The sequence below is a fragment of the Pseudohongiella sp. SYSU M77423 genome (assembly GCF_029911965.1).
Classification (GTDB): domain Bacteria; phylum Pseudomonadota; class Gammaproteobacteria; order Pseudomonadales; family Pseudohongiellaceae; genus Pseudohongiella.
Window position 1 is genome coordinate 542,183 of record NZ_JARYTH010000002.1, and the last position, 21,818, is coordinate 564,000.

Below are 21,818 nucleotides of genomic sequence, written 5' to 3' on the forward strand. Positions count from 1 at the left end.
TTATGACCTTTTATTTACATCCAATAGCATGATCGACAGGCACTTAAAACATCATCTTTATTAGCCACTTCTGACCTCTTATTCGCATATTATCGATATTAAAGGCAATATATGGCCTCTAAAATAGATTTTACAATAGCGCCTCCTGCCATAGTCCTGCGAGAACTCGGCGATCGCGTCGCGGCCAGCCGTCTGCAGCAAAACATTACCCAGGACGAACTGGCGGAAAAATCCGGCGTCGCTGTCCGCACATTGCGCCGTTTTGAAGCCGGCAACGGCGGCTCGCTGGAAACACTGGTTCGTCTTCTGCAGGCACTTGGTCAGGCGGATTCACTCGAACTGATACTCCCCCGCGCAGGTATCAGTCCCATGCAGGCGATTAAATCGCCCGGCAAACGGGTCATTAAAGACAAGTCGCGACAGCGTGCGCGCAAGAAAGCCGTTAAGCCCATTCCCGCCTGGTCCTGGGATGAGCAGGAGACGCCATGATGAGTGCTGCCGTCCGGCTGTGGGGAAGAACGATTGGCGCCGTTGTCTGGGATGATGAACGCGAACTCGGCGTATTTGAATACGATGAGGCATTTCGCCACTCTGGCATCGAAGTCAGCCCCATCACCATGCCACTGAGCCAGGCAATTTATCAGTTTCCCCAGCTCAAAGGCAGTTTTTCAAACCTGCCGGGACTGGTCGCCGACAGTCTGCCTGACAAGTTTGGCAACCGGCTGATCGACGCATGGCTGGCGGCTGAGGGCAGAAAGCCCAACAGCATGAATCCGGTGGAGCGACTTTGCTACATTGGAAGACGCGGCATGGGGGCGCTGGAGTTCGAACCAACGGTTGGCCCGCAGGCCGATAATGACTCCCATGTGGATGTGGCTGCACTGACGAAACTGGCCAACAAAGTGCTGTCTCAACGCGGTGAGTTGGCTGGGCTGCTTGATGGCAGCACCGAAGATCAGGACCATCTGCAGAATATTCTTCGTGTTGGAACCTCGGCAGGCGGCGCCCGCGCCAAGGCCCTGCTGCTCTGGAATCGAAGTACCGGCGAGTTCCGCTCTGGCCAGCTTGCCGGCCCCGAGGGTTTTGAACACTGGCTGTTGAAATTTGATGGCATCAGCAATAACCGCGACCGTGAGCTGGCTGACCCTCAGGGTTTTGGACGGCTGGAGTATGCCTACTACCTGATGGCCAGAGATGCCGGCATCGACATGAAAGAATGCCGTCTGCATGAAGAAGGTGGCAGGGCGCACTTTATGACGCGCCGTTTCGACCGGACTGCCGAGGGCAAAAAGATTCACATGCTGTCCCTGGGTGGCCTGTGTCACTTCGACTACAACGATCCGAGCAGCTACAGCTATGAGCAGGCCATGCAGGCCATCCGACAGATCTGCAAAAACCCTATCAAAGACGCCGAGCAGCAATTACTGCGCGCAAGTCTGAACGTCATTGCCAGAAATCAGGACGACCACGTCAAGAACATCGCTTTCCTGATGAATCCTCAGGGACAATGGTGGCTCTCCCCCGCCTTTGATGTAGCTTACTCCTACAATCCGCAGGGTAAATTCACCGCGCAGCACCAGATGAGCATCAATGGCAAGCGTGATGGTTTTGTGCTGGAGGACCTGATGGCGCTGGCCACGCTGGGCGGGATTAAACCCAGGCGTGCCAGAACGCTGATACGGCAGGTTTGCGACAGCGTAGATAATTGGCAGGCTTATGTCGAAGCGGCAGGTGTGGATCCGCAGATGGCTGAACAGGTTCGACAGACACACCGCTTGTCCATTGCCCCCTGATCAGGGCCGAATCACCCCGATATTGCCTTCAATTTCGATTCGCGTGCCCAATGGCTCTGAAAGCTCCTGCAGGCGCCGCAGGATACGTTGGGCCACCTCAGGTTGTGCAATCACCGGAATACCCCGACGGGCCAGTTTCTGCTCGTCATAGCGCAGCTCAATCGGATGCAGTCGCGCCTCGTAAAGCTGCCCGTTTCGGAACTCGTTAATGGCAATGATGCTTTCGTACTTTACCGGAATCTCCTCGAACCCCGGCGGCCCTTCACTCTTGCCGGGGGCTCCACGTCCAGCCAGACCCGTGACGTCCATCTGGCGGATGAACTCAGCCAGACCATAATAAATCGGCCTGCCTTTGTAGATTTCGATCCCACGCAGCGCGTGGACACCGGTGCCCTGCACCACATCGGCACCGTGGTCGATCGCTGCCTTTGAGAACACTGGCAGATAGTCGGCAATGCTGGGATTGGTATCCAGATGCTCACCTTCCTCCAGTCCTTCACCACGATAGCCGCCACTTGCATCGTGGAAATGATGGGCATGAAACGCCACAGTAATCAGATCAGAGATCATCTTGCCCTCTTCCACCGCGGTCATGATATCGCGCATGTCAGTCGGGTTGATCGAAAATGAATAGTAGGGTTTTTCAATACCTGGTGCCGCCTTGCGAAAATTCTGACCGACAAACTGGATATGTTCATCGGTGTTCGCGCCACGGGCAAAGTGCGAGGTACCGTTGGGAAACAGGTCGCGCATTGTCCCTATGGCGTCCCAGTGAGCCTCTGGCACCATGAAGTTACGGGTCACGCGCAGCGGGCTGAGTCCGCCGGTACCGGGCCACTCACCGCTCATCGGGGCGGCCTGTGGCAGGTGATCGGAGGCGGCCACCATGCCCACGCGACCACGATCACTGCTGACAAACCGGGCGGAGCGAGCTGCCCAGTAAGTTTCGCCATAACCCGCGTGCTGCACACCGGCCCGATCCAGATGCACGGAGGTTTCCATCAGCCCTTCAATACCAAAGTCATTGGCGTGATTGTTGGGGCGCGCCACGATATCAACGCCCATCTCCTTCAACCATTCTGCCGCCTCTGGCTCGGCCCGAAAGCCGCCGGGGCGGGAACCACGAAACGTGCGACCATCGATGATATTGCCTTCCATGTTGCCGGCCACAACGTCAGCGCCATGCAGCAGCTCCAGAACTTCTGGGAAACCTGGCGTCGACATCATCTGATTGAGGGGATAGGCGATGATGATGTCGCCGACAACTGCCAGCGTAAAGCCATCGTCAACGGTGGTCGCCAGTTCTTCCGGACTTGCTGTGGGCTGTGCGTGAATTGTGGTCAGCCCCGGCAGGGTGACCAGCAAGGCTGCTATCAGCCTGCGTCGCAGTAAAAACCTCTTCATGGTGCTCTCCTTCGCTGGCAGGTGCTGGCATTATTATTGTGCTGCTAACTCTGGGTCAGTTATACCAATCATTGCTCAAACATTTAAGCACAACTGAGCTCACTATCGTGTCTGATCAACCGTTTTGGGTTATCCTTCGGGACATTCGGAGGAGTATCTATGAGACTTAAGCAATCAAACATCCCTGCCCTGACAGCCATCATGTTGTCACTGGTGCTGAGCTGCCTGAGCTGGAGCGCCAGCGCTCAGGAAACTCACTACCAGGTAGACCTGTCCGAGCGCGCGACGCAGACAGTCAATATTGAGGCGCGATTCAGCGATGTCACTGGCAATACGCTGGATTTTCACCTGCCGGTCTGGCGCTCCGGCCTGTATCTGATCCTTGATTTTGTGGGCACGGTTTCAGGCATCGAAGTCACTGATGGCAATGGCAATGCTCTGCCATTCGAACAGACCGCAAAGTCATCCTGGCAGGTCACCCGGCCCAATGCCCGCTCTGGTGATGTAGTCGTTACCTATAGAGTCTATGCGGACAGTCTGACCGACCGCACACGCCATGTTGATGCCGATCATGCCTTCCTGAATCCGGCCGCCGTATTCATGTACGCCGACCAGCTGCGCGATGAGCCCATCGAGGTCAGCATGGACCTGCCGGATGGCTGGCGAGCCGCCAGCGGCATGGAACAGCCGGACTCCGGTCGATTTGTGGCCCCGCACTTCGATCGCCTGGTGGACTCACCCATAGAGGCCGGCACGTTTGATCTGGTCACCTTTGAAGCCGCAGGCATGACGGTTGATTTCCTGATCCACGGTATCTGGGATGGTGATGAAGAGCGTCTGGCCAGTGAAATGGCGGCACTGGTCGAAGCGACCGCTGAAGTATTTGCGGCCTCAGACACGGGTCTGCCAACCGACTACTATCTGTTTATTCTGCACAGCGGCGATGGTCTCGGTGGCGGCACCGAGTACTACAACAGCACACTGGTCCATACTGATCCGCGCGCATTCTGGGACGAGGATCGCTGGCAGGGTTTTCTGGGACTCATGGCACATGAGTTTTTCCACACCTGGAACGTCAAGCGCTTCCGCCCGGCTTCAATCGATCGCTACGATTACCAGGACATCAATTACACAGAGCTGCTGTGGGTCGCCGAAGGCCTGACCAGTTATTACGATCAGTTGCTACCAGTGCGCGCCGGCCTGGTGTCGGTCGACGATTACCGTGACCAGCTGGCCAGCGCCATCACTGGCGTGGTGGACGCACCCGGCTACAGTCAGGACACACTGGCGCGCGCAAGCTTTGAAGCCTGGACCAAAAACTTCCATCGCGGTGCCGACCGCGCAGCCGATAAACCTAACCGTACCGTGTCCTTTTATAGCCAGGGTGGCCTGTTGGGTCTGGTGCTGGATCTGGAGATCCGTCGCATCAGCAATGGCGAGCGCAGCCTGGATACGGTGATGACCGCGCTGTATGACGACTTTCCTCTGGGCGGCGGCGGATTCACCTATGCCGATTTCCGCGAGCGACTGGCGGCAGCCGGTGGCGATGCACTTGCCGACCAGCTGGACGGCTGGGTCTATGACACGCAACCCCTGCCACTGGCTGAGGCGCTGGCGTCAATTGGCTGGGTGCTGGAGCGCGAGGACACTAGTGAAGACCGGGTGCAGGTATCCATTGACGCTCCTGTCCGTGGAAACCCGCCGGTAGTCTCTTACGCACGCCTGGATGGTGCGGCGTGGAATGCCGGCATCAACGCGGGCGACGAACTTATTGCACTGGATGGCGTGCAGATCAGCAATGGACTGGATGTAATGCTGAGACGCTACAGTCCGGGTGAGGAAGTTGAGTTTACGCTCTTCCGTGATGGCATCCTCAAAACGCTGCCGCTGACACTGAATCCGGTCATTGGAGATTTTGAGGTCGACGTAAATGAGGACGCTGGCGAAACAGCTGCTGAATTGAGAAGCGGCTGGCTGGGCGGTGTCGAGGAAGACGAAGAGTAGTTCCCGCCAATAGTTTTAATCGCTGGAACAGTCTCTGTCACCCATGTGCTGAGTAACAGAGACTGTCCAGAATTCACACCTCTTAATTACCCAATGTAATCGGCGGTCTTGCGCTGTCCGGCAGCGGCTCGGGAGGGCTGGGCATACCGTCTGGCTTGGAGATTTCCGCCATACGCTGATAGGCAGGCCGAGCTTCGACCTTTTCCATCCACGCATTGATGTTTGGGAACAGGCTTCGATCCACCACATTGATCAGGAATGTGTAGTTGATCGGGAAGTGCATCATGATGTCGGCCGCTGTAATTGCCATACCCGATAGTCGATGCCCATGCGGGCAGCCAGCGAACCTTCTGCGTAGTGCATCCAGATCTGATGGTGGGGATAGTCCGGACTGTGCACAGGTGGCTGCAGCCGGTCTGGCGCATGACGATTGAGGATCACATCAATAATGGCACCTGACTCCACCAGAATCTCATCACCATAAATGACGGTGGGTGCCACCGGCATTTCCGGATTCGCGCGGCGGATGTTCATCAACGATGCGCCGAGATTGCCGCGCACGAACTCCAGCTCGTAAGGAAAACCCAGCTCTTCCATCAACCAGACGATACGCTCCGAACGACGCGCCTCCAGGTGGTAGATGGTGATGGGCGGCAACGGCGCGATTTCGCGTCCGTCTGCCGTGGTGGTATTGGACTGGGCTGACACCGTACCAGCCAATAGAATTCCGATAAGACTCATCATGAGATGGCGCATATGTACTCCCCTGTAAGGTAGATTCCAGAAGCTGCAACAGCGACAATATTGCTCGCAGCATCCAGGAAGTCCAGGGTATCGCCCATATCCTGTCATCCGCACTTATCCCATAATCAAAGCGTTGTGCCTCGCCACTGCGATCGATCATTTCACTAACCTGACCGCGGAGTGCAGTGTCTGGACAGGGCTCAGTCCGGGGATGAGTGAAGCGCCAGCAGGTCAGACACTGCTTTGCGGTTATTGGTGTCTTTCAGGAAATTACTCAGGGGCAGAAATAATGACTGCGGCAGATTATCCAGCTCAAACCAGTCCCAGCGCTCACAGAATTCGGGCTCCAGGTTTATAACCTCGCCCGTCGGGCAATGCGTGCCAAAATATATTGTCACCCAGTGCCTGCCTGTCTCTGTGAAGATATCATCGGAGAAGCCGCATTTAACAAGTTGGGCCAGCTCCAGTCCGGTTTCTTCCAGAACTTCGCGGCGGGCGCAGGCTTCAATTCTCTCGCCCGTGTCGAGCTTGCCGCCAGGCAGCCCCCACGAACCCGCGCCGTCAGCGCCAATCCGTTTGCCCAGCAGAATCTTTCCATCACGTATAACAAAAGTGCCTACGCCGATTTTTGCGGGTTGTATCGCCTTGATAATATGCTCCCGGGAAGTTGCTTAATGCCTGCCATGACTACGAGATACGAAGCCAGGCCGATCAGTCCTTCAGTGATAACCAAGAAAGTATCAAGCTGTCAATGAAGCGGGAGTGGATTAGTGGCATACTTGAGTCTGGCCATGTCCAATCACCCGCACGGCCAATAGACACCAATCAACACAATAACAGGAAAAAATATGAAAGCAGCCATGAAAGCCGGAATCTTTGTATTCTTGGTCACCGCCCTCGCTACCATAAGCTCCACGCTGTATGCACAGAACTCAGCCGATGGAGTGTGGAATTTTGTCATGTCAGGCCCCAATGGCGATGTCACCGCGGTCGTCGACCTGTACGCCGACGGTACCTCCCTGATTGGTCAGTTTGAGTTGAGCGACGGTCGCATCTGGCCGATCAGCAATGGATCAGCCAACGGACCCACCTTCAGCTTTGAGCTGGAACGTGGCGACTCTGGCGTTATTTATGAAATGTCAGGCACTGTAAACGGTAATCAGGCGACTGGCACGGCTACGGCCATGGGAACCACCCGCGAATGGAGCATGACACGAGCGCAGTAAGCTCAAACAACAGGCGCAGCTGGCGTCGAATAATGGCATACTTGAGTCTGGCCTGGTCAACAAACCTTAGCGGCCATTTGACATGAATTTGGATAATAAGAGGAAAATGTATGAAAGCATTGAAGTTACTCTCTCTGGCAGCAGTGCTGGGCGGGATGTTTATGGCACCAGCAGCAATGGTCACGGCGCAGGAAATTGAGCGTAAAGGCGAAGGCCGCCATTTCTACACCACCATCCGCGTGCCCGCCAATGCCGAATTCCTGTATCTGAGCGGCTCGGGCGCATCTCCGATGGAAGATGGCACCTGGGGCGATATGGAACAGCAGACCATTGATACCTTCAACGGCTTCAAGGAAACGCTGGAAGCAGAAGGCTGGTCAATGTCCGACATCATCCAGGTACGCGCTTTTGGCGTCGCCGGTGACAATGGCACGGTAGATTTTGACGGCTTCAATCGCGGCTACCGTCAGTTCTTCGGAACCGAAGAGAACCCGATGAAGCCCGTGCGTTCTTTCGTGGAGATCAAAGATCTGGTCGTTGATGGCTGGTTGATCGAAATTGAAATACGTGCGGCACGTGTGCCTTAAAACTGCACAGCTGCTAAAAGAGCGGGTCACCCCGCTATGAACAAAGGCCTGGCGCAAAATTGCACCAGGCCTTTTTTGTTGGACTCTTCGCGCCAGTCCGAACCCTAGGGCGACCGGCTGGCGATGACAGAGATCTCAATTTTCACCCCTCTTGGCAACTCGGCCACCCCAACAGTCGCTCTGGCTGGAGGCGCCTCGGAAAAATACTCGCCGTAAACACCATTCATCGCTGCAAACTCACCCAGGTCTGTCATATAGACTGTTGCCATAACCACATCGGCCAGTGAAAGACTCTGCGATTCGAGCATTGAGGTGATATGTTCGAAGACCTGGCGCGTCTGCTGTTCAATGTCATCTCCCACAACAGAACTCCCTTCACTGTTCAGCGGGATCACGCCAGACAGGAAGTAGAGATTGCCCGTCTGTACCATCTGTGAGTACGGCCCGACGGCCGGGTAGACGGCATCGGTTGAATGGATTGTCCTGGCGCTCTCTTCTCCGGCACCGCAGGCGACTAACATGGACACTAGAAGTGCCATCGATACACGTTTTACGATCATCACAGATAATCCTTAATAGGCTTGCTGATATAGTGGCCTGGCAGCTCGCCGAATTAATGGTCGTCGGTTTTCCCGAAAATAGAGTCGATCAATGCCGTGTCCATGTATTCTGTCACTGATGCGATTTTCCCGTCACTAATCCTGATGACCTGACAGTACCTATTGTTGTACGGCAGTCCATCCACGGTTTCTGCGGTACCGACTGTCTGCGCGACAACGATATCGTCCTCCGAAATCAGCCGTTCGATTTTTGTGGATATTCCTGCTTTGAGTTGAGCAAACAATGGGCCCAGAAGGTTTTCCGCAAGCGACTGCTTGCCCTGGAACGTTCCAGAGAAACGGGTAGAACCGATGTTGGTCCAGCTGATGTCATCCGACAGAAGCGCGAAGCAAGCATCTGTGTCACCCCGCGCACCAGCCTCATAAAAGTCGAGTACAAGCTGCTTGTTTTGTTTCATTGGCAGTAGCTCCTGATGATTATAGTGCCAACCCTGATATCCTCTGGTGTTTCGCATTCGGGCGCCTGGCTAAACAAGTGACTGCGCATGCCTTGCAAAATTATCCAGAATTGCCTGCCAGCCATCCCGCTGCATCTCAGGTGGATTCTCTGACTCCGCATCAAATACTGAATTAATATGCACACCGTCGGCAGTATCAATAAACGTTGTGGTAACCTCGCGGCCATCACTCATTTTGTACTCGATAAGCTCGTGCGGCACAATGCGAGTGTACGTGCCTTCAAAGTCAAAGCCGAAGCTGCCGTCTTTGGCTTCCATGCGCGACAGAAAACTGCCACCCACGCGCAAATCAACAGTGCTGCGTGTCGTGTGCCAGTCGTCTGATGCCGCATTCCATTGTTTGATATCGTCCGGGTTATTCCAGGCATCCCAGACAGTGTCCAGTTTAGCCTTGACCAGGGTTTCAATGGTAATTTTCACAGGTACTCTCCTCAGGAAATCGTGATTGATCTGACTCCAGTCGAATGAACACGGAGGAATTCGACACAAAGAGAATTCTACCGGACAGCCCGCGGCGGGCGATTGAAGAATTACTGCGGCGTGGCCTGGCACTTCCAGCAGGTCTCAAATGTGCTGGCATTCCACTCCGAGCAGTGCCTGCATTGCCAGTCGGGGAGATCGCCAATCTGATTGAGCTCTTTCTCAATGATAGAGATTGCATTGTCTGCTGACTGATCGTCATAAACCCAGAGTTCAACAGGAACGGCATTCAAACCAACATGACCACCAGAGGCGTGGTATTCGTTTTTTACGAAACAATCGATGCCATTGAGTTCGAGCAGGTTCTTGGCAGATGAAAGAATCATCATGTTCTCGTGGGAATAGACTCTTTGCATGGCTTGGCCTTTGTGGTCAGGGGTTTTGCGTTTGTAGTATGGCCCGCTCCATGGCAGATGTGGGCAAGTCGCCAGTGTTGGCTGGGCGCAGGGTGATATTCATTGCGTGAACATTTCGTAATCTGACGCGTGTCGATGCCGCAGCTCAGGGTTTCTCATGATACACAGGAATATCCCCATCGATCGCCAACCAGCTGCGATCGTGTGAAGTCCAGATATGCGCCTTAGGGACCGCACCTGGGTCCTCATCCAGTGTTGCGACTCTTACTATCACCTCTGGGCGATCAGCCCACTCGGCCATCAATTGGCTGCCGCAGTTTTTGCAAAACCATCTACGTTTACCTGGGGAAGACTCGAACGACCCTAATTCACTTTCGCCCGCCAGCCAGCGAAAATCACTGCGGCTCACGCGTGCCGTTGTGGCGAATACTGCGGAGTGAGCCTTCTGGCAGGTCAGGCAGTGACAATGCACGATGGGACCCGCCAGGGCGTTTATTTCGTATCGGCTTGTGCCGCACAGACAGCTTCCTTTCACAATGCACCTGTTATTTAAGAGTTAAAGTATTGTTGGTGAGGAACACGGATAGCATCTGGATTCATGTGATAAAGGTCACACGATTCGCAGCGGACTTTGTGAGATTCTAAGCGTGACTCAATCACAAGGAAAGGTCATCAAGGAGAGAAACATCATGAATGTGAACATTAAGCGAGCCTGTCTGGTCGCTATATCCTTTGCAAGCACTATTTCTGGATTGGCGCAGGCCACAGAAGTTACCGAGTCAGGTGAAATCACAGAGTACTGCATGCCCCAGACCTCCGTCCGCGGTGGATACGAAAATCTCATCATTGATCATAATATGATCATCCCTGCTACTGATCAGTTTAAACGCGCCGATGTATTTGTCGCTGCACGGTTAAAAAGCGATCCAGACGCCCTTTGGCTATTAAGCAGTGGTTCAAACTGGAAAAGCATTGGCGGCTCAGCCGACCGGAGGTATTGGCGGTGTTGCTGCCACCTGCGCAGCTGATCCGCATTGATGCCTTTTGCCAGGCTCAGCGCTGGATGATTGAAGATGCGGCCACTGACTTACTACTCGAACATTCCGAAATGCCAAGCTAAGAGCGGCACTGCCAGGAAAATATCAGATTAACATGCATTTCCTGTGCTTTGTGCCTGTTGCGACAGAGCGTCATGGCCGCACTACGAGGATTTATCAGCCAGCCATTGAGCTTTATGCAGGGGAGCAGCCAAATTGGGCAAACCTGTTACTCAAAATAATCAGACAGGGCACGCAGAAACACGTATTCATTCAGGCCGGCACGATTAAGCGGCTTGGGTTGCGCGCTCCAGATGGCCACGACCAGGTCTTTGTCCGGATCCACAAACACGTACTGACCAAAAATGCCCTCGGCAGCATAACTTCTGCCATGCAATGGCCACAGCATATACCCATAAGGCACCGTCTCACCGCCTACCACTTTGCGGGTACTGGCAGCCTCTACCCAGCCTTCAGGCAACACCCGCTCACCGTTGATGACACCGTCGTTGAGCAGAAACAGCCCAAAGCGGGCATAATCACGCAGCGTGGCAGAAAGGCCACTGCCACCGACTTCCAGACCGTCTTCCGATTGCAGCCACCAGTTGGCATCCGCCTCCATCCCTGCTTTGGCCCAGATTTTCTGTGACAGGTAGTCGGCTACCGGCATCCCGGTAGCGGCCTGCACCAGCGCACCCGCCAACTGGGTTTCACCGGTACTGTAGTTCCAGATTGTGCCAGGCTCCCCTGCCCGCGGCAGGGAGGCCATCAAATCCAGAACTGCCCCCGGCTGCTGACTGATCTGCGCCTCCAGCATGCGGCGTCGGTCAGACGTCGGATCAGTGTAGGTCTCGTTCCAGTCCACGCCTGAGCTCATCTGCAGCAGGTTTCTGACCGTGACGCCATCATAGGCAGTGCCTTCAAAACGCGGCAGATAATCCACAATCGGATCGTCAATATCGCTGATAAAGCCGTCGTGGATGGCGGCGCCTATCAGGGTCGCGGTAATCGACTTGACCACCGACATGGACATCCAGCGTGTGTGTTCATCGTTGCCCAACAGGTATTTTTCGAACAGGATTTCCCCATCCTTGATGATCAGCATGCCGCTGACGCGATTCATCGCCAGCACGTCGTACAGGTCATAAGTCTGACCATCTACCACATAAGAGAAATCCTGCAGTGGCTGATCGCTCACAGGTATCGCGCTGACCGAATCGCCACGTGCCACGGTGCGTGTGGGAAACAGACGGTCAATATTGCGGAAGGTGTTGACCTGAATATCAGGATACAGTTTGCCATCGTAGACCTGACGAACGGTGCCAATCTGCTCATCGGCATGCTGGTAGGGTTGTTCTGCTGCGCCGGCGGTACTGACCAGATGCAACATAATAAAGAATGCGTATACTGTTTGGACGCTAGTGCTCTTCATGTATCAGTCATCCCTATTAACGTAGCTGGCCGGTGTTGGAGTCGCCACTTTGATTATTCTGGATCGTGGTGAGGCAGGCAAGCCTCAGAACTCCAACCTGGCGATGGCAATCCCACTTTCACCGGCAACCGAATACAGCAGGTAGATTTCACCGTCTTCCTCATAAATGGCCGGATCGCGCAGCTGGTTGACATCGCCTTCGGCATGCCCGCGCGTTGAGGGTTCAATTGGCAGATTGCCACCTTCCCAGTCGGTCTCGGGGCGTAACAGCTCGATAGCTTCCGACTCCTGCCAGCTCATCCAGTCGCCATCTAGCTCGATGGTCGACATCAGAATGCGCTCCGGGGCGTGGCCGACCTGTGTCCAGAACACATACAGGGTATCGCCCCTCAACAATAACGCCGAATGGCGCATGTCATCATTAAACAGGCGCGGACCTTCTTCGAAATTGCTGATGCCATCTTGTGATCGATACAGATAACCCGGCATGGCCAGACCGTAGTAATAGTCGCCGTGCTGGATCACGCGAAAATAGGGTCGCCCCAGAATTTCAGGATGGCCGGTAAAGTTGATGCCATCTGTGGACGTTGCCAGTCGGGTGACCTGGGCGGACAGCCCTTGCGAGGTGGCTGAATCAAAGGCGCGGGCGTCGCGGCCATGCACGTACATCACAATCTGCTGCAGATCATCGCGTACATGTACGTCGGGCGACGCGATGTGTGCATAAGCGTTTGCGGCGGCACCCTCTTCCAGCGTCTCCGGGAAAAAAGATTCTGCCAGTTGCAGGGAACCCGGTTCGTGCGTTGTCCACGGACCCAGCAGGTCATCGGCGTACGCCAGACGAATATAGGTGCCGCGATGATCGGCAAAATACAGATAGTACTCACCCAGAGGATTTTCGACCCAGTCAGGCACCTTGATCAGCGACGGGCCCTGAACGTTGTAGCCCATTCGGGAATCCATGTGCTGCGTGATGATGGGGCCGTCATTCAGGCGGGTGACCGTGGGTATCTCCGCAGCCATGCTGCTAGAGGCGGCAAATAGAAGGGCAAAGATGGATGGCAATGTTCGCAGGCGAAGTCTTGAATACATGCTGATCACGACACGTCTCCCAGATAGCTGTTTTTCTTGTAAACGGGGACTGGCAACTGAGTGGCTGTCGCCAGCAGGCTGCCCGCGCTCGTCCGGTCATTGTATATCAGTCATATCGACTGGCGAGCGGTCTTAGTTTGCAGGTCGTGCCACCTGCAGCACCAGGGTTTTCAATGAACCGGCAAGCGTTTTGAGATGGGCCATGTCCGCAGCCTCATGCTTAAGCGTCAAGGTGGACTTCTGGATGAAGTCAGCCAGCGCGGGCACGCTCATGCCAGTGCCGCTGATGCGCTCTGAATATGGCTGCAGCATCGCTTCGATCAACGTGCGATAACGGGCGGTATTGCGCTCAAGCTCTTCTTTGCAGGCAGCGTTAAAGCCACTGACAATGTCGTCTGCATCCGGTGACGCACGCAGCAGCTCAAAGCTTCGCCCGGCTATCTGCCAGATCACCGCGTCCAGCCGCTCGCCCAGGTCGCTGGTACGGGCAAATTCCGCCTCGATTTCCGCCACGGTGCGGTTGGCCAGGTGCCGGATGATGGCACGCAGCAGCTCGTCCTTGCTCGAAAAGATGGCATACAGAGTCTGCCGGGATATGCCGGCTTCCTGGGCAACGTCGCTCATCGTGGTGCGTGCCATGCCATAGCGAAGCACCACTCGCATGGCGGCGTCCACGATATCGATTTCCCGTTGGTCCATTGCAGGTGCTGTCATAGAATGACATCTTTACAGAATTTGACTATTTGTCAAGTTTGGCTTTTAATGTCGAACGATCCCTATAAATTTCTGAACAGTTCCTGAAAAGTCTGCGGAGGACGTATGGCCTACCTGTTAACAATCAATGGTCAATCCCACGAGGTTGACGTCGAAGGTGATATGCCTTTGCTATGGGTGGTGCGCGATCATCTCAACCTCACCGGCACCAAATTCGGCTGTGGCATGGCGCAATGTGGCGCCTGCACCGTCCATGTCGACGGAGTCGCCACGCGCACCTGTGTGATGACCGTGGCTGATTCGGTCGGCAAGAACATCACCACCATCGAGGGCCTGCAGTCACCGCAGGCAAAAGCCGTGCAGCAGGCCTGGGTGGAATTGCAGGTTCCACAGTGCGGTTACTGTCAGTCCGGACAGGTGATGTCTGCTACGGCACTGCTGGAGCAAAACCCCAACCCGACCGACGCCGACATTGATGCCGCCATGTCCGGCAATATATGCCGCTGCGGTACTTACCCGCGTATCAAGGCCGGTATCAAGATGGCCTCGGCCCAATTCACCAACGCTGCGGAGACTGCATAATGAATATCAGACGTTTTCTGAAAACCGACACCGCAGTGCCCGATAGCAGCCGTCGCAGCTTCCTGAAAGTCAGTGCCGGAGCGTCTGCCGGATTGATGCTGGGAGTCAGTTTTTCTGCACCGTCCGCTCTCGCCCAGCAGGCGTCAGATGCCGCCCTGGAGATGAATGCCTTTGTCAGCATCAGCCCGGACAACACCGTCAAGGTGCTGATCAAACATCTGGAGATGGGCCAGGGTGTGTATACCGGTCTCGCCACCTGCGTGGCCGAAGAACTTGATGCGGACTGGAGCCAGGTGGTCTGTGAACACGCACCGGCGGATGTCACCAAATATGCCAACCTTTTGATGGGTCAGCAGGGTACCGGCGGCAGCACCGCCATCGCCAACAGCTTCATGCAGATGCGCCAGGCTGGCGCGGCCGCTAAAGCCATGCTGGTTGCAGCAGCTGCGGCACAGTGGCAAGTCGATGCCAGTGAGATCACGGTCAGTAACGGTGTCGTGTCACACGGTAATCATTCAGCCACCTTTGGCGAGCTGGCGGTTGCAGCGGCACAGCAGCCTACACCGGACAGAGCCTCACTGACCTTAAAAACGCCTGGCGAATTCAAGCTGATCGGCCAGGACAATACGCTGCGCAAGGATGTCGGCAAACACAATGGCACCGCCATCTACACGCAGGACGTCAAACTGCCGGGCATGCTGACGGCAGTCGTGGCACACCCGCCCCGCTTTGGCAGCACAGTACGCTCCTTCGACGCCAGCGCTGCCCTTGCCCGCCGCGGCGTGCAGCAGGTGTTTGAGATCGACAGTGGCGTTGCGGTGGTGGCCAGTGATTACTGGACCGCAATAAAGGCACGCGAGCTGCTGCAGATTGAGTGGGATGCCAGTGACGCGGAAACCCGCAGCTCCGGTGACATCCTCGCGCAGTATCGTGAACTGGTGGAAACACCCGGCGCTATTGCCGAAGCGCATGGCAATCCGGATTCAGTGCTGTCGGCCTCTTCAGATGTGACAGAGCTGATGTTTGAGTATCCGTATCTGGCGCACGCACAGATGGAGCCGATGAACTGCGTTGCGCAGGTCAACGGCGATTCAGCGGTAATGTGGTATGGCTGTCAGTCACCCACCAGTGACAAGGCAGCAATTGCTCAGCTGCTCGGTACCAGCGGTGACAAGGTCACCATCCATACGGTATTTGCTGGTGGCGGTTTTGGTCGCCGCGCCAACCCGGCCTCGGACTATGTGCTGGAGTCGGTACAGATTGCGCGCCAGGTACCAAATACGCCCGTAAAGCTGGTGTGGTCGCGAGAGGATGATATGCAGGCGGGATATTATCGCCCGGCCTATGTGCACAAGCTGTCTGCCGCGCTGGATGCTGCGGGCAAACCCAACGCGATGAAGATCCGTATTGCCGGACAGTCCATCATGGCTGGCACCTCAATGGCAGCGATGATGGTCAGAGACGGCATTGACAATACCTCAGTGGAAGGTCTGACCGAGTTTGCTTATGAGGTGCCAGAGCGCCAAGTAGAACTGCATTCACCCCAGGTGGGTGTGCCAGTACAGTGGTGGCGTTCGGTGGGTCACACGCATACGGCGTTCAGTAAGGAAGTGTTTATTGATGCGCTGGCACGAAAAGCGGGTGCAGACCCGGTAGCCTATCGCCTGGAACTGTTAAAAAACAATCCACGCGAAACCGCAGTGCTGAAACTGGCGGCAGAAAAAGCGGGCTGGGGCACGACTGAATTGCCGGAAGGCTGGGGTCGTGGCGTGGCCGTGCATACCTCATTTGGTTCAACCGTGGCAGAGATCGTCGATGTCTCTGTTGATGGCAACAATTTCAAGGTTGAACGGGTGGTCGCAGCAATTGACTGCGGTATCGCGGTGAATCCAAGCATCGTAAAAGCACAGGTGGAAAGTGCCATTGCTTACGGTCTGTCGGCAGCGCTGGCGGATGAGGTGACACTGACAGATGGTCATGTGGATCAGACCAACTTCCACAACTATCGTGTGTTGCGCATGAATGCGATGCCGGTGGTAGAGACGCATATCGTCCCATCCACCAATGCACCTTCAGGTGTGGGTGAGCCAGGCACGCCGCCGATTGCACCGGCGGTGGCGAATGCGCTGGCAGCTGTGACTGGAAGGACGTTTACGCGCCTGCCGCTGCGATTGGCCTGATGTTGTGATGATCCGGGTGCCGTTGCTTGGCGGCGCCCGGATTAGTACCTGACCGGGTGCTTAATCCGACTCCCTGTCCAGTACCTCGCGAATCTTGCTCATCAGCTCAGCCCGTCGATAAGGCTTGCCGAGCAAATCCACACCCGGGTCCAGACGGCCCTGATGAACGATCGCATCTTCGGCGTAACCGGAGGTATACAGCACCCTGATTCCAGGCTGTAGCGATTTTGCGGCATCGGCGAGCTGCTTCCCATTCATGCCACCCGGCATCACAACATCGGTGAACAGCAGATCGACTGTCTGCCCATCATTCATGAGCATCAGCGCTTCATCGGCGGATGCAGCCTGGTTGATCTGGTAACCAAGATCGGCAAGCTGAACAGCAACCTGCTCGCGCAGCAGTTTGTCGTCCTCAACAACGAGGATACGCTCAGTGCCGCCGGTCAGTCTGTCATTCGTGGTCGGAGTAGTGACCCGGGCCTGTGCGGTTTTAGCCGACGGGAAGTAGAGTTTTACGGAAGTGCCCTCGCCGACCTCCGAGTAAATCAATGCCTGGCCTTTTGACTGCCGGACAAACCCCCAGACCATGGACAGCCCAAGCCCGGAGCCTTCTCCAGCCTCTTTGCTGGTAAAAAATGGCTCAAATGCCCGCTCCATGGTCTCCGGCGAAATGCCAATACCATTGTCGGAAACAGCGATCACTACATAGTCGCCTGCCTGCATACCGTCATAATAGGGAAGATCATCGGCTGCAAGCGTGATGTTCGACGCTTCAATGGTCAGTTGTCCTCCATAGGGCATGGCATCGCGCGCATTGATCACCAGATTCAGAATGGCGTTCTCAAGCTGGCTGCGATCGACTTCAATGGGCTGCACATTGTCAGCCACACTGACAACGATCTCGATATCCTCAGATATGGTTCGATTTATCAGGCCATTGATGTCTTTCAGCAACTGTCCAGGATTAATGTATTCGGGCGCCAGGGCCTGAAGACGTGCGAATGAGAGCAGCCGCGCGGTAAGGTCCGCACCGCGCTGTGCAGCGAGCATGGCGTGACTGGCCAACTCAAGCGCGTTGGGGTTGTCGGGAAACATGTCCGCCAAGGATTCCGAACTGCCCATGATAATGGTCAGCAGATTGTTGAAATCGTGCGCGATGCCGCCCGTCAACTGCCCCACCGCTTCCATTTTCTGTGACTGGCGCAACTTGTTTTCCAGAACACGCAGTTCAGTGACATCGGTGGTACTGCCAATCAGTCGAACCGGTTTGCCCACTGAGTCCCGCAGCACAACGCCTTTTGATACAACGTCCAGGACCTCCCCGTCCGAGCACAGCAATCGAAATTCACTGGCCCAGTTGGTCCCCTTTTTGATGGCTTTAATGAGTTTACTGACCACCCGGTGACGGTCATCGGGGTGTATCCAGCGCCGCCAGGCATACAGGCCGGACCTGGCATCCTTTGTTGAGTAACCCAGTGTTTCGAGCAGGGACTCGCTCCACCAGACTTTTCCGGATGTCAGATCGGCGTCCCAAATCAGATCGTCCGTCGCCCGACTGAGCAGTCTGAAGCGCTCTTCGCTAACCCGGAGCGCCTCTGCGCTGCGCTGCGCTTCTTCAGCCATCGCCACCCGCTGGACTTCCGCGTCACGATGACGCGCGTAAAGTCCGAAGCAGATAACAAAGATGTAGAAGCTGAACAGAAAGGTTACGACGGCGTCTGCCGTAGCAACGGACAGAGGCTGTGGCAGGTCCATCAGCACAACCCCGGCTACCGGTAGCGGGCTCAAGCCCACCAGGATAGTGATGGCGCGTTTATAAAAACCAAAATTCGTGAAATGGTGAAAAATAACGAGTGGAAAGAGCCAGATGACATAGGGGATCAGGCGCACAATCTCCCCAGTGGCACGGTAAAGGACGATTGCGCCAGCATTCAGATGAATGGCGAAGTAGATGGTCAGCGAACCGGCGATCACGCTGGTCGCTAGCGTGGGTTTAAGGATGAGCAGCAGCGTCAGGACCCCGGTGACGATGCCCAACAGGCTGATCAGCCAGAAATCGGGCCCGACCAATGTGCCTGCCGAGATCCCGAAAACAATGCCCAGCACCGTACCCAAAAGCCCAACGATCAATGCAATCAGCACAAGGTTCCGGGCCTGCTTCTGGCGGCGGTCGGTGCTGAATTCGTTGTCTGTCGTCATGCGCGGCAGGGTCCGTGGTTCGGTCAGACCTCTAGACTAGCATACCGGCATGGCGACGCACGTGCTGGCTACATTTTTAAACGCTCACCGAACAGGCTTTTACCAGATTCAGATCTGACAGGTATCGCTCCACTCTCAGGCTGGCCAAGGCGTTCATTGCTGCGAGAGCCGTTTCCAGTTGTTGTTGAAGACGTGCGTCCAGAGAATCAGCGAGACCCAACAGAGGTACGTTGCCAGCCGGCGTCTCACTTACCTTGCCGCCCTCTTCCAGTTCAATATTTTCAGCAATCTGCGTCCGCAGCTGTGTGGTAATCGTGTCGATATCAGGAAGCTGGCCGTTAAAGCGCTGCAGGATTGTGACTTCGATTCTTTGTATGCTCTTTACAACTTCATTGTCGGCGGTTTCAAGCGCCTCCAGGGATCGTTCCGCCAGATCCAGAGCTCGGTCTAACTTGGCCGCGACCTGACTGTATGAGCCAAGCTCTTCATAATGATCGCTAATAATTTGATTTATCGCCGATTGATTAGTATCCAGAATATTTTTTGACTGATTCAACTGTGAAGCAATGCTCTGGATGGTCTGAAAATCCGAAAAACCTTCCTCCAGTCGTTCTGAATTGTCGAAAACACACTGGCTTGCGCTGATTGCACTGGTGTATATCTGCAACTGAAACGGGATGCTTCGATACGTTTTCCTGGCAGACTGATAACCAAGACCCATCGCAGATGTCTTTAATACGTCAGAGTGAAGTTCGGCCACTTCAGCACCAATGCCCAGTGTCACCAGATTCAGAATCCAGGAATCAAACTCATTGTTTTTGTCGTAGTTTGTCATCACGGCTGTTTTATATTGTTGAGTAGCCTCAGATGCATAAAGTCTGGCTTTGCAAATGTCGGTGACTGGGGTGCCACAAGCGCTTGTATCAGTAATGCTCTGAACGCTTCCCAGCTCTACAGGCTTGAATGACACACAGGCGCTTGTAAACAGGGCCAGAAAACACGCAATTAAAATTTTCATAGTACCTCCATGTCGGCGTGGTGGAGGCTTAGTGGTCAGATGGGCTCTCCACTGAGTGACTGAGTATTGGATCTCACTATGAGTACTGCTGTGTGTTTGTGAATTGTCTCAACCATTATCTCAGCCCAGGGTATATTCTGGATTTATCAGTTATGTATTCTGTACGTTATGACGCCAGCCATGCTCTTTACATGCGCAGGGATGTGACTACGTGGTTCTGAGGCGTCATACAGCGTAGACAGCGCACAAGTTCAGGCGCAAAATACCTGAGATTCAGACATGGAGAATCTCTGGTGGAAATCAAGGTTCATCGGGACAGCAAGGACCCACATCGCAGCCTGATCAAAAGTGCAGTGGTACTGCTTTGTGTGCTGTTGCTGCTGTCGGCAAGCTCCCTCCGAGCGGCAGAATCGGATGCCATTCTGAATCTGCGGCTGGCACATCACAGCAACGTCCCCAATGCGGCTGATGACATCAATACATTTTGGGATAGATTGCTGCAGGCGGACTACAACCGGGACTGGCGATTTGTGACCTCGCCAGGAAACTGGTTCAGCGTTGGCCTGCTCACCCAGGGTGACCTGTGGCAGCAGACCGGCGGCATGAACAGGCTGGCTGCCGGCGTGGCTGTGGGCTATAGCCACAAATTCGGTCTTGGCCCCGAAGCACCCCGCCTGAATCTGCGCTCACAATGGTTATATCAGGAGTTTGAGGGCTCGGTTCGAAGCGGCCCGGTGCACTCGCACAGTGCAGCATTGAGCCGCTGGATCGCTGATAACATTCAGCTCAGTGGAAGCTGGTCGTGGACGGCACAGTCAGCGCCATCGCGGCGCGAATTACTTGCCAATCCTGCTTTTGACGTTGATGTTTTTAATCAGGAGCAACAGCAACTGACCATTCAGGCAGACTACCTGCTCTATAACAGCCATGCCCTGAGTGCGCACCTCAGCGCGACAGATGGTGACACGGGTGCCAGTGCGCGACCTGGCAGTGCCCTGCTCCGGATCGGTGAGGCAATTGCCCGAGATAACGGTATTGACCGAGGATACCTGGCGTATCGCGTCGAGGCGCGCCGCTACGCCGCCGGCCTGCAATGGAGCATGCCTTTATCAATGGACAGTTCGCTGTCACTGGGCGCTGAACGTCGTCTGGCACGCGCTGATGCGGGTGTGCGTTATCGGGAAACGCGCGTTCATCTCGATTACCTGAAGAGGTTCTGATCATGGCCTGTACCAAAACTGGTGTGTCGATTGCTGTCATGCTCAGCCTGAGCCACGCAGCATATGGAGGCGACCTTGAGGTATTAATTCGCGATGAAGCGGGTAATCCTGTCGAGGGTGCCGTTGTCGAGCTGATCAACACTGGCCTGCCACAGCCGGCTGACTGGCCGCAGTCGGCTGTCATTGATCAGATCAACAAAGAGTTTGTCGAGCCGGTGATTGCTATTGTTGCTGGTACCTCGGTCAGTTTTCCAAACAGTGATGATGTGCATCACCACGTTTACTCTTTCTCGCCGACAAAAAGATTTGAACTGCCACTTTACACCGGCGACCCGGCCGCCCCTGTGGTATTTGAAACACCGGGCGTTGTCACGATTGGATGCAATATCCACGACTGGATGGTCGGTTATATCTATATCGGCGAGTCGCATCTGATGGCCATCAGCGATATGGAAGGTGTAGGCAAAATTGTGGATCTGCCGGCAGGAACTTACACGGCAAGAATGTGGCACAAGGGTTTAGGTGTCGGGCAGGAACTGACAGAGTTTACTGTGGAGGTGCCGGCAGCCGGTGTGGCGCAGCACAGTGTCAGTTTGACTGAACAGCCAGCGTTTGCGACGCGACGGGCGCCGCTGCCGGGGTTGCGGAGTTATTGAAGCCAGGCATAATCCG

General features: G+C 55.2%; 24 protein-coding genes. 10 read left to right on the plus strand and 14 right to left on the minus strand.

Features of this window, described 5'->3' with window-relative positions:
* Positions 1 to 111: 111 nt before the first annotated feature.
* Positions 112 to 489 (plus strand): helix-turn-helix domain-containing protein, encoded by a 378-nt coding sequence (locus QGM61_RS06265; protein WP_281132364.1) that lies wholly within the window; start codon positions 112 to 114, stop codon positions 487 to 489.
* On the plus strand, positions 486 to 1,793 hold the full coding sequence (locus QGM61_RS06270; RefSeq protein WP_281132365.1) for a type II toxin-antitoxin system HipA family toxin: 1,308 nt from the start codon (positions 486 to 488) through the stop codon (positions 1,791 to 1,793). Before QGM61_RS06265 ends, QGM61_RS06270 begins: the two co-directional genes overlap by 4 nt.
* On the opposite strand, the gene QGM61_RS06275 is transcribed toward QGM61_RS06270, so the two are convergent.
* On the minus strand, positions 1,794 to 3,197 hold the full coding sequence (locus tag QGM61_RS06275) for a CapA family protein (protein ID WP_281132366.1): 1,404 nt from the start codon (positions 3,195 to 3,197) through the stop codon (positions 1,794 to 1,796).
* 159 nt (positions 3,198 to 3,356) lie between these two features.
* Here QGM61_RS06275 and QGM61_RS06280 point away from each other — a divergent pair, with 159 nt between their 5' ends.
* Positions 3,357 to 5,201, plus strand: coding sequence for a M61 family metallopeptidase (locus QGM61_RS06280; protein WP_281132367.1), 1,845 nt, complete (start codon positions 3,357 to 3,359; stop codon positions 5,199 to 5,201).
* Positions 5,202 to 5,283: 82 nt separating this feature from the next.
* Here QGM61_RS06280 and QGM61_RS06285 read toward each other — a convergent pair whose 3' ends face one another.
* The 3 genes from QGM61_RS06285 to QGM61_RS06295 all read right to left on the minus strand — a co-directional run bounded on the left by QGM61_RS06285 (position 5,284) and on the right by QGM61_RS06295 (position 6,598).
* Positions 5,284 to 5,511 carry a hypothetical protein gene (locus QGM61_RS06285; RefSeq protein ID WP_237133853.1) on the minus strand — a complete coding sequence of 76 codons (228 nt, stop codon included), beginning with the start codon at positions 5,509 to 5,511 and terminating at the stop codon, positions 5,284 to 5,286.
* Positions 5,484 to 5,957: a glutathione S-transferase N-terminal domain-containing protein gene (locus QGM61_RS06290; protein ID WP_281132368.1), complete on the minus strand. Its 474-nt coding sequence runs from the start codon at positions 5,955 to 5,957 to the stop codon at positions 5,484 to 5,486. Before QGM61_RS06290 ends, QGM61_RS06285 begins: the two co-directional genes overlap by 28 nt.
* A gap of 188 nt (positions 5,958 to 6,145) precedes the next feature.
* Positions 6,146 to 6,598, minus strand: a complete 453-nt coding sequence (locus QGM61_RS06295; RefSeq protein WP_237134642.1) for a nucleotide triphosphate diphosphatase NUDT15 — start codon at positions 6,596 to 6,598, stop codon at positions 6,146 to 6,148.
* A gap of 195 nt (positions 6,599 to 6,793) precedes the next feature.
* Here QGM61_RS06295 and QGM61_RS06300 point away from each other — a divergent pair, with 195 nt between their 5' ends.
* Both QGM61_RS06300 and QGM61_RS06305 read left to right on the plus strand, forming a co-directional pair.
* Complete coding sequence (locus tag QGM61_RS06300; RefSeq protein WP_237133851.1) at positions 6,794 to 7,171, plus strand: hypothetical protein; 378 nt, start codon at positions 6,794 to 6,796, stop codon at positions 7,169 to 7,171.
* Positions 7,172 to 7,281: 110 nt separating this feature from the next.
* Positions 7,282 to 7,758, plus strand: coding sequence for a Rid family hydrolase (locus tag QGM61_RS06305; protein ID WP_237133850.1), 477 nt, complete (start codon positions 7,282 to 7,284; stop codon positions 7,756 to 7,758).
* Between the two features lie 104 nt (positions 7,759 to 7,862).
* Here QGM61_RS06305 and QGM61_RS06310 read toward each other — a convergent pair whose 3' ends face one another.
* From QGM61_RS06310 to QGM61_RS06330, 5 genes are all read right to left on the minus strand, one after another.
* On the minus strand, positions 7,863 to 8,318 hold the full coding sequence (locus tag QGM61_RS06310; RefSeq protein ID WP_317622161.1) for a Rid family detoxifying hydrolase: 456 nt from the start codon (positions 8,316 to 8,318) through the stop codon (positions 7,863 to 7,865).
* Between the two features lie 53 nt (positions 8,319 to 8,371).
* Positions 8,372 to 8,776: a nuclear transport factor 2 family protein gene (locus QGM61_RS06315; protein ID WP_237133849.1), complete on the minus strand. Its 405-nt coding sequence runs from the start codon at positions 8,774 to 8,776 to the stop codon at positions 8,372 to 8,374.
* 69 nt (positions 8,777 to 8,845) lie between these two features.
* Positions 8,846 to 9,256 (minus strand): SRPBCC family protein, encoded by a 411-nt coding sequence (locus QGM61_RS06320; protein ID WP_237133848.1) that lies wholly within the window; start codon positions 9,254 to 9,256, stop codon positions 8,846 to 8,848.
* Between the two features lie 110 nt (positions 9,257 to 9,366).
* Complete coding sequence (locus QGM61_RS06325; protein ID WP_237133847.1) at positions 9,367 to 9,672, minus strand: DUF2007 domain-containing protein; 306 nt, start codon at positions 9,670 to 9,672, stop codon at positions 9,367 to 9,369.
* Between the two features lie 145 nt (positions 9,673 to 9,817).
* Positions 9,818 to 10,207 (minus strand): GFA family protein, encoded by a 390-nt coding sequence (locus tag QGM61_RS06330; RefSeq protein ID WP_237133846.1) that lies wholly within the window; start codon positions 10,205 to 10,207, stop codon positions 9,818 to 9,820.
* Between the two features lie 154 nt (positions 10,208 to 10,361).
* On the opposite strand from QGM61_RS06330, the gene QGM61_RS06335 reads away from it, so the two are divergent.
* Positions 10,362 to 10,700 (plus strand): hypothetical protein, encoded by a 339-nt coding sequence (locus tag QGM61_RS06335; RefSeq protein WP_237133845.1) that lies wholly within the window; start codon positions 10,362 to 10,364, stop codon positions 10,698 to 10,700.
* 238 nt (positions 10,701 to 10,938) lie between these two features.
* Here the strand turns inward: QGM61_RS06335 and QGM61_RS06340 are convergent, their stop codons facing one another.
* From QGM61_RS06340 to QGM61_RS06350, 3 genes are all read right to left on the minus strand, one after another.
* Positions 10,939 to 12,141: a serine hydrolase domain-containing protein gene (locus tag QGM61_RS06340; protein ID WP_281132369.1), complete on the minus strand. Its 1,203-nt coding sequence runs from the start codon at positions 12,139 to 12,141 to the stop codon at positions 10,939 to 10,941.
* 84 nt (positions 12,142 to 12,225) lie between these two features.
* Complete coding sequence (locus QGM61_RS06345) at positions 12,226 to 13,233, minus strand: hypothetical protein (RefSeq protein ID WP_281132370.1); 1,008 nt, start codon at positions 13,231 to 13,233, stop codon at positions 12,226 to 12,228.
* Between the two features lie 132 nt (positions 13,234 to 13,365).
* Entirely contained in the window at positions 13,366 to 13,947 is a 582-nt protein-coding gene (locus QGM61_RS06350) for a TetR/AcrR family transcriptional regulator (RefSeq protein ID WP_281132371.1), read from the minus strand.
* 105 nt (positions 13,948 to 14,052) lie between these two features.
* Between QGM61_RS06350 and QGM61_RS06355 the strand changes: the two genes are divergently transcribed.
* Both QGM61_RS06355 and QGM61_RS06360 read left to right on the plus strand, forming a co-directional pair.
* Positions 14,053 to 14,529 carry a (2Fe-2S)-binding protein gene (locus QGM61_RS06355; RefSeq protein WP_237133841.1) on the plus strand — a complete coding sequence of 159 codons (477 nt, stop codon included), beginning with the start codon at positions 14,053 to 14,055 and terminating at the stop codon, positions 14,527 to 14,529.
* Positions 14,529 to 16,709 carry a xanthine dehydrogenase family protein molybdopterin-binding subunit gene (locus QGM61_RS06360; protein WP_237133840.1) on the plus strand — a complete coding sequence of 727 codons (2,181 nt, stop codon included), beginning with the start codon at positions 14,529 to 14,531 and terminating at the stop codon, positions 16,707 to 16,709. Before QGM61_RS06355 ends, QGM61_RS06360 begins: the two co-directional genes overlap by 1 nt.
* A gap of 60 nt (positions 16,710 to 16,769) precedes the next feature.
* Here the strand turns inward: QGM61_RS06360 and QGM61_RS06365 are convergent, their stop codons facing one another.
* Together QGM61_RS06365 and QGM61_RS06370 are read right to left on the minus strand one after the other, a co-directional pair.
* The gene (locus tag QGM61_RS06365) at positions 16,770 to 18,908 is read right to left on the minus strand and encodes a PAS domain-containing hybrid sensor histidine kinase/response regulator (protein ID WP_281132372.1); all 2,139 of its coding nucleotides are present in this window, start codon (positions 18,906 to 18,908) and stop codon (positions 16,770 to 16,772) included.
* A gap of 76 nt (positions 18,909 to 18,984) precedes the next feature.
* Positions 18,985 to 19,926, minus strand: a complete 942-nt coding sequence (locus tag QGM61_RS06370; RefSeq protein WP_281132373.1) for a hypothetical protein — start codon at positions 19,924 to 19,926, stop codon at positions 18,985 to 18,987.
* Positions 19,927 to 20,219: 293 nt separating this feature from the next.
* Here QGM61_RS06370 and QGM61_RS06375 point away from each other — a divergent pair, with 293 nt between their 5' ends.
* Positions 20,220 to 21,146 (plus strand): hypothetical protein, encoded by a 927-nt coding sequence (locus QGM61_RS06375; protein WP_281132374.1) that lies wholly within the window; start codon positions 20,220 to 20,222, stop codon positions 21,144 to 21,146.
* Between the two features lie 2 nt (positions 21,147 to 21,148).
* Complete coding sequence (locus QGM61_RS06380; protein ID WP_237133836.1) at positions 21,149 to 21,802, plus strand: methylamine utilization protein; 654 nt, start codon at positions 21,149 to 21,151, stop codon at positions 21,800 to 21,802.
* Positions 21,803 to 21,818: the final 16 nt, after the last annotated feature.

Bases quoted from the DNA above. Each gene is read 5' to 3' on its own strand.
- QGM61_RS06265 (WP_281132364.1), top strand. From the start codon at position 112: ATGGCCTCTAAAATAGATTTTACAATAGCGCCTCCTGCCATAGTCCTG.
- QGM61_RS06270 (WP_281132365.1), top strand. From the start codon at position 486: ATGATGAGTGCTGCCGTCCGGCTGTGGGGAAGAACGATTGGCGCCGTT.
- QGM61_RS06275 (WP_281132366.1), bottom strand. From the start codon at position 3,197: ATGAAGAGGTTTTTACTGCGACGCAGGCTGATAGCAGCCTTGCTGGTC.
- QGM61_RS06280 (WP_281132367.1), top strand. From the start codon at position 3,357: ATGAGACTTAAGCAATCAAACATCCCTGCCCTGACAGCCATCATGTTG.
- QGM61_RS06285 (WP_237133853.1), bottom strand. From the start codon at position 5,511: ATGGCAATTACAGCGGCCGACATCATGATGCACTTCCCGATCAACTAC.
- QGM61_RS06290 (WP_281132368.1), bottom strand. From the start codon at position 5,957: ATGCGCCATCTCATGATGAGTCTTATCGGAATTCTATTGGCTGGTACG.
- QGM61_RS06300 (WP_237133851.1), top strand. From the start codon at position 6,794: ATGAAAGCAGCCATGAAAGCCGGAATCTTTGTATTCTTGGTCACCGCC.
- QGM61_RS06305 (WP_237133850.1), top strand. From the start codon at position 7,282: ATGAAAGCATTGAAGTTACTCTCTCTGGCAGCAGTGCTGGGCGGGATG.
- QGM61_RS06310 (WP_317622161.1), bottom strand. From the start codon at position 8,318: ATGATCGTAAAACGTGTATCGATGGCACTTCTAGTGTCCATGTTAGTC.
- QGM61_RS06315 (WP_237133849.1), bottom strand. From the start codon at position 8,776: ATGAAACAAAACAAGCAGCTTGTACTCGACTTTTATGAGGCTGGTGCG.
- QGM61_RS06325 (WP_237133847.1), bottom strand. From the start codon at position 9,672: ATGCAAAGAGTCTATTCCCACGAGAACATGATGATTCTTTCATCTGCC.
- QGM61_RS06335 (WP_237133845.1), top strand. From the start codon at position 10,362: ATGAATGTGAACATTAAGCGAGCCTGTCTGGTCGCTATATCCTTTGCA.
- QGM61_RS06340 (WP_281132369.1), bottom strand. From the start codon at position 12,141: ATGAAGAGCACTAGCGTCCAAACAGTATACGCATTCTTTATTATGTTG.
- QGM61_RS06345 (WP_281132370.1), bottom strand. From the start codon at position 13,233: ATGTATTCAAGACTTCGCCTGCGAACATTGCCATCCATCTTTGCCCTT.
- QGM61_RS06350 (WP_281132371.1), bottom strand. From the start codon at position 13,947: ATGACAGCACCTGCAATGGACCAACGGGAAATCGATATCGTGGACGCC.
- QGM61_RS06355 (WP_237133841.1), top strand. From the start codon at position 14,053: ATGGCCTACCTGTTAACAATCAATGGTCAATCCCACGAGGTTGACGTC.
- QGM61_RS06360 (WP_237133840.1), top strand. From the start codon at position 14,529: ATGAATATCAGACGTTTTCTGAAAACCGACACCGCAGTGCCCGATAGC.
- QGM61_RS06365 (WP_281132372.1), bottom strand. From the start codon at position 18,908: ATGACGACAGACAACGAATTCAGCACCGACCGCCGCCAGAAGCAGGCC.
- QGM61_RS06370 (WP_281132373.1), bottom strand. From the start codon at position 19,926: ATGAAAATTTTAATTGCGTGTTTTCTGGCCCTGTTTACAAGCGCCTGT.
- QGM61_RS06380 (WP_237133836.1), top strand. From the start codon at position 21,149: ATGGCCTGTACCAAAACTGGTGTGTCGATTGCTGTCATGCTCAGCCTG.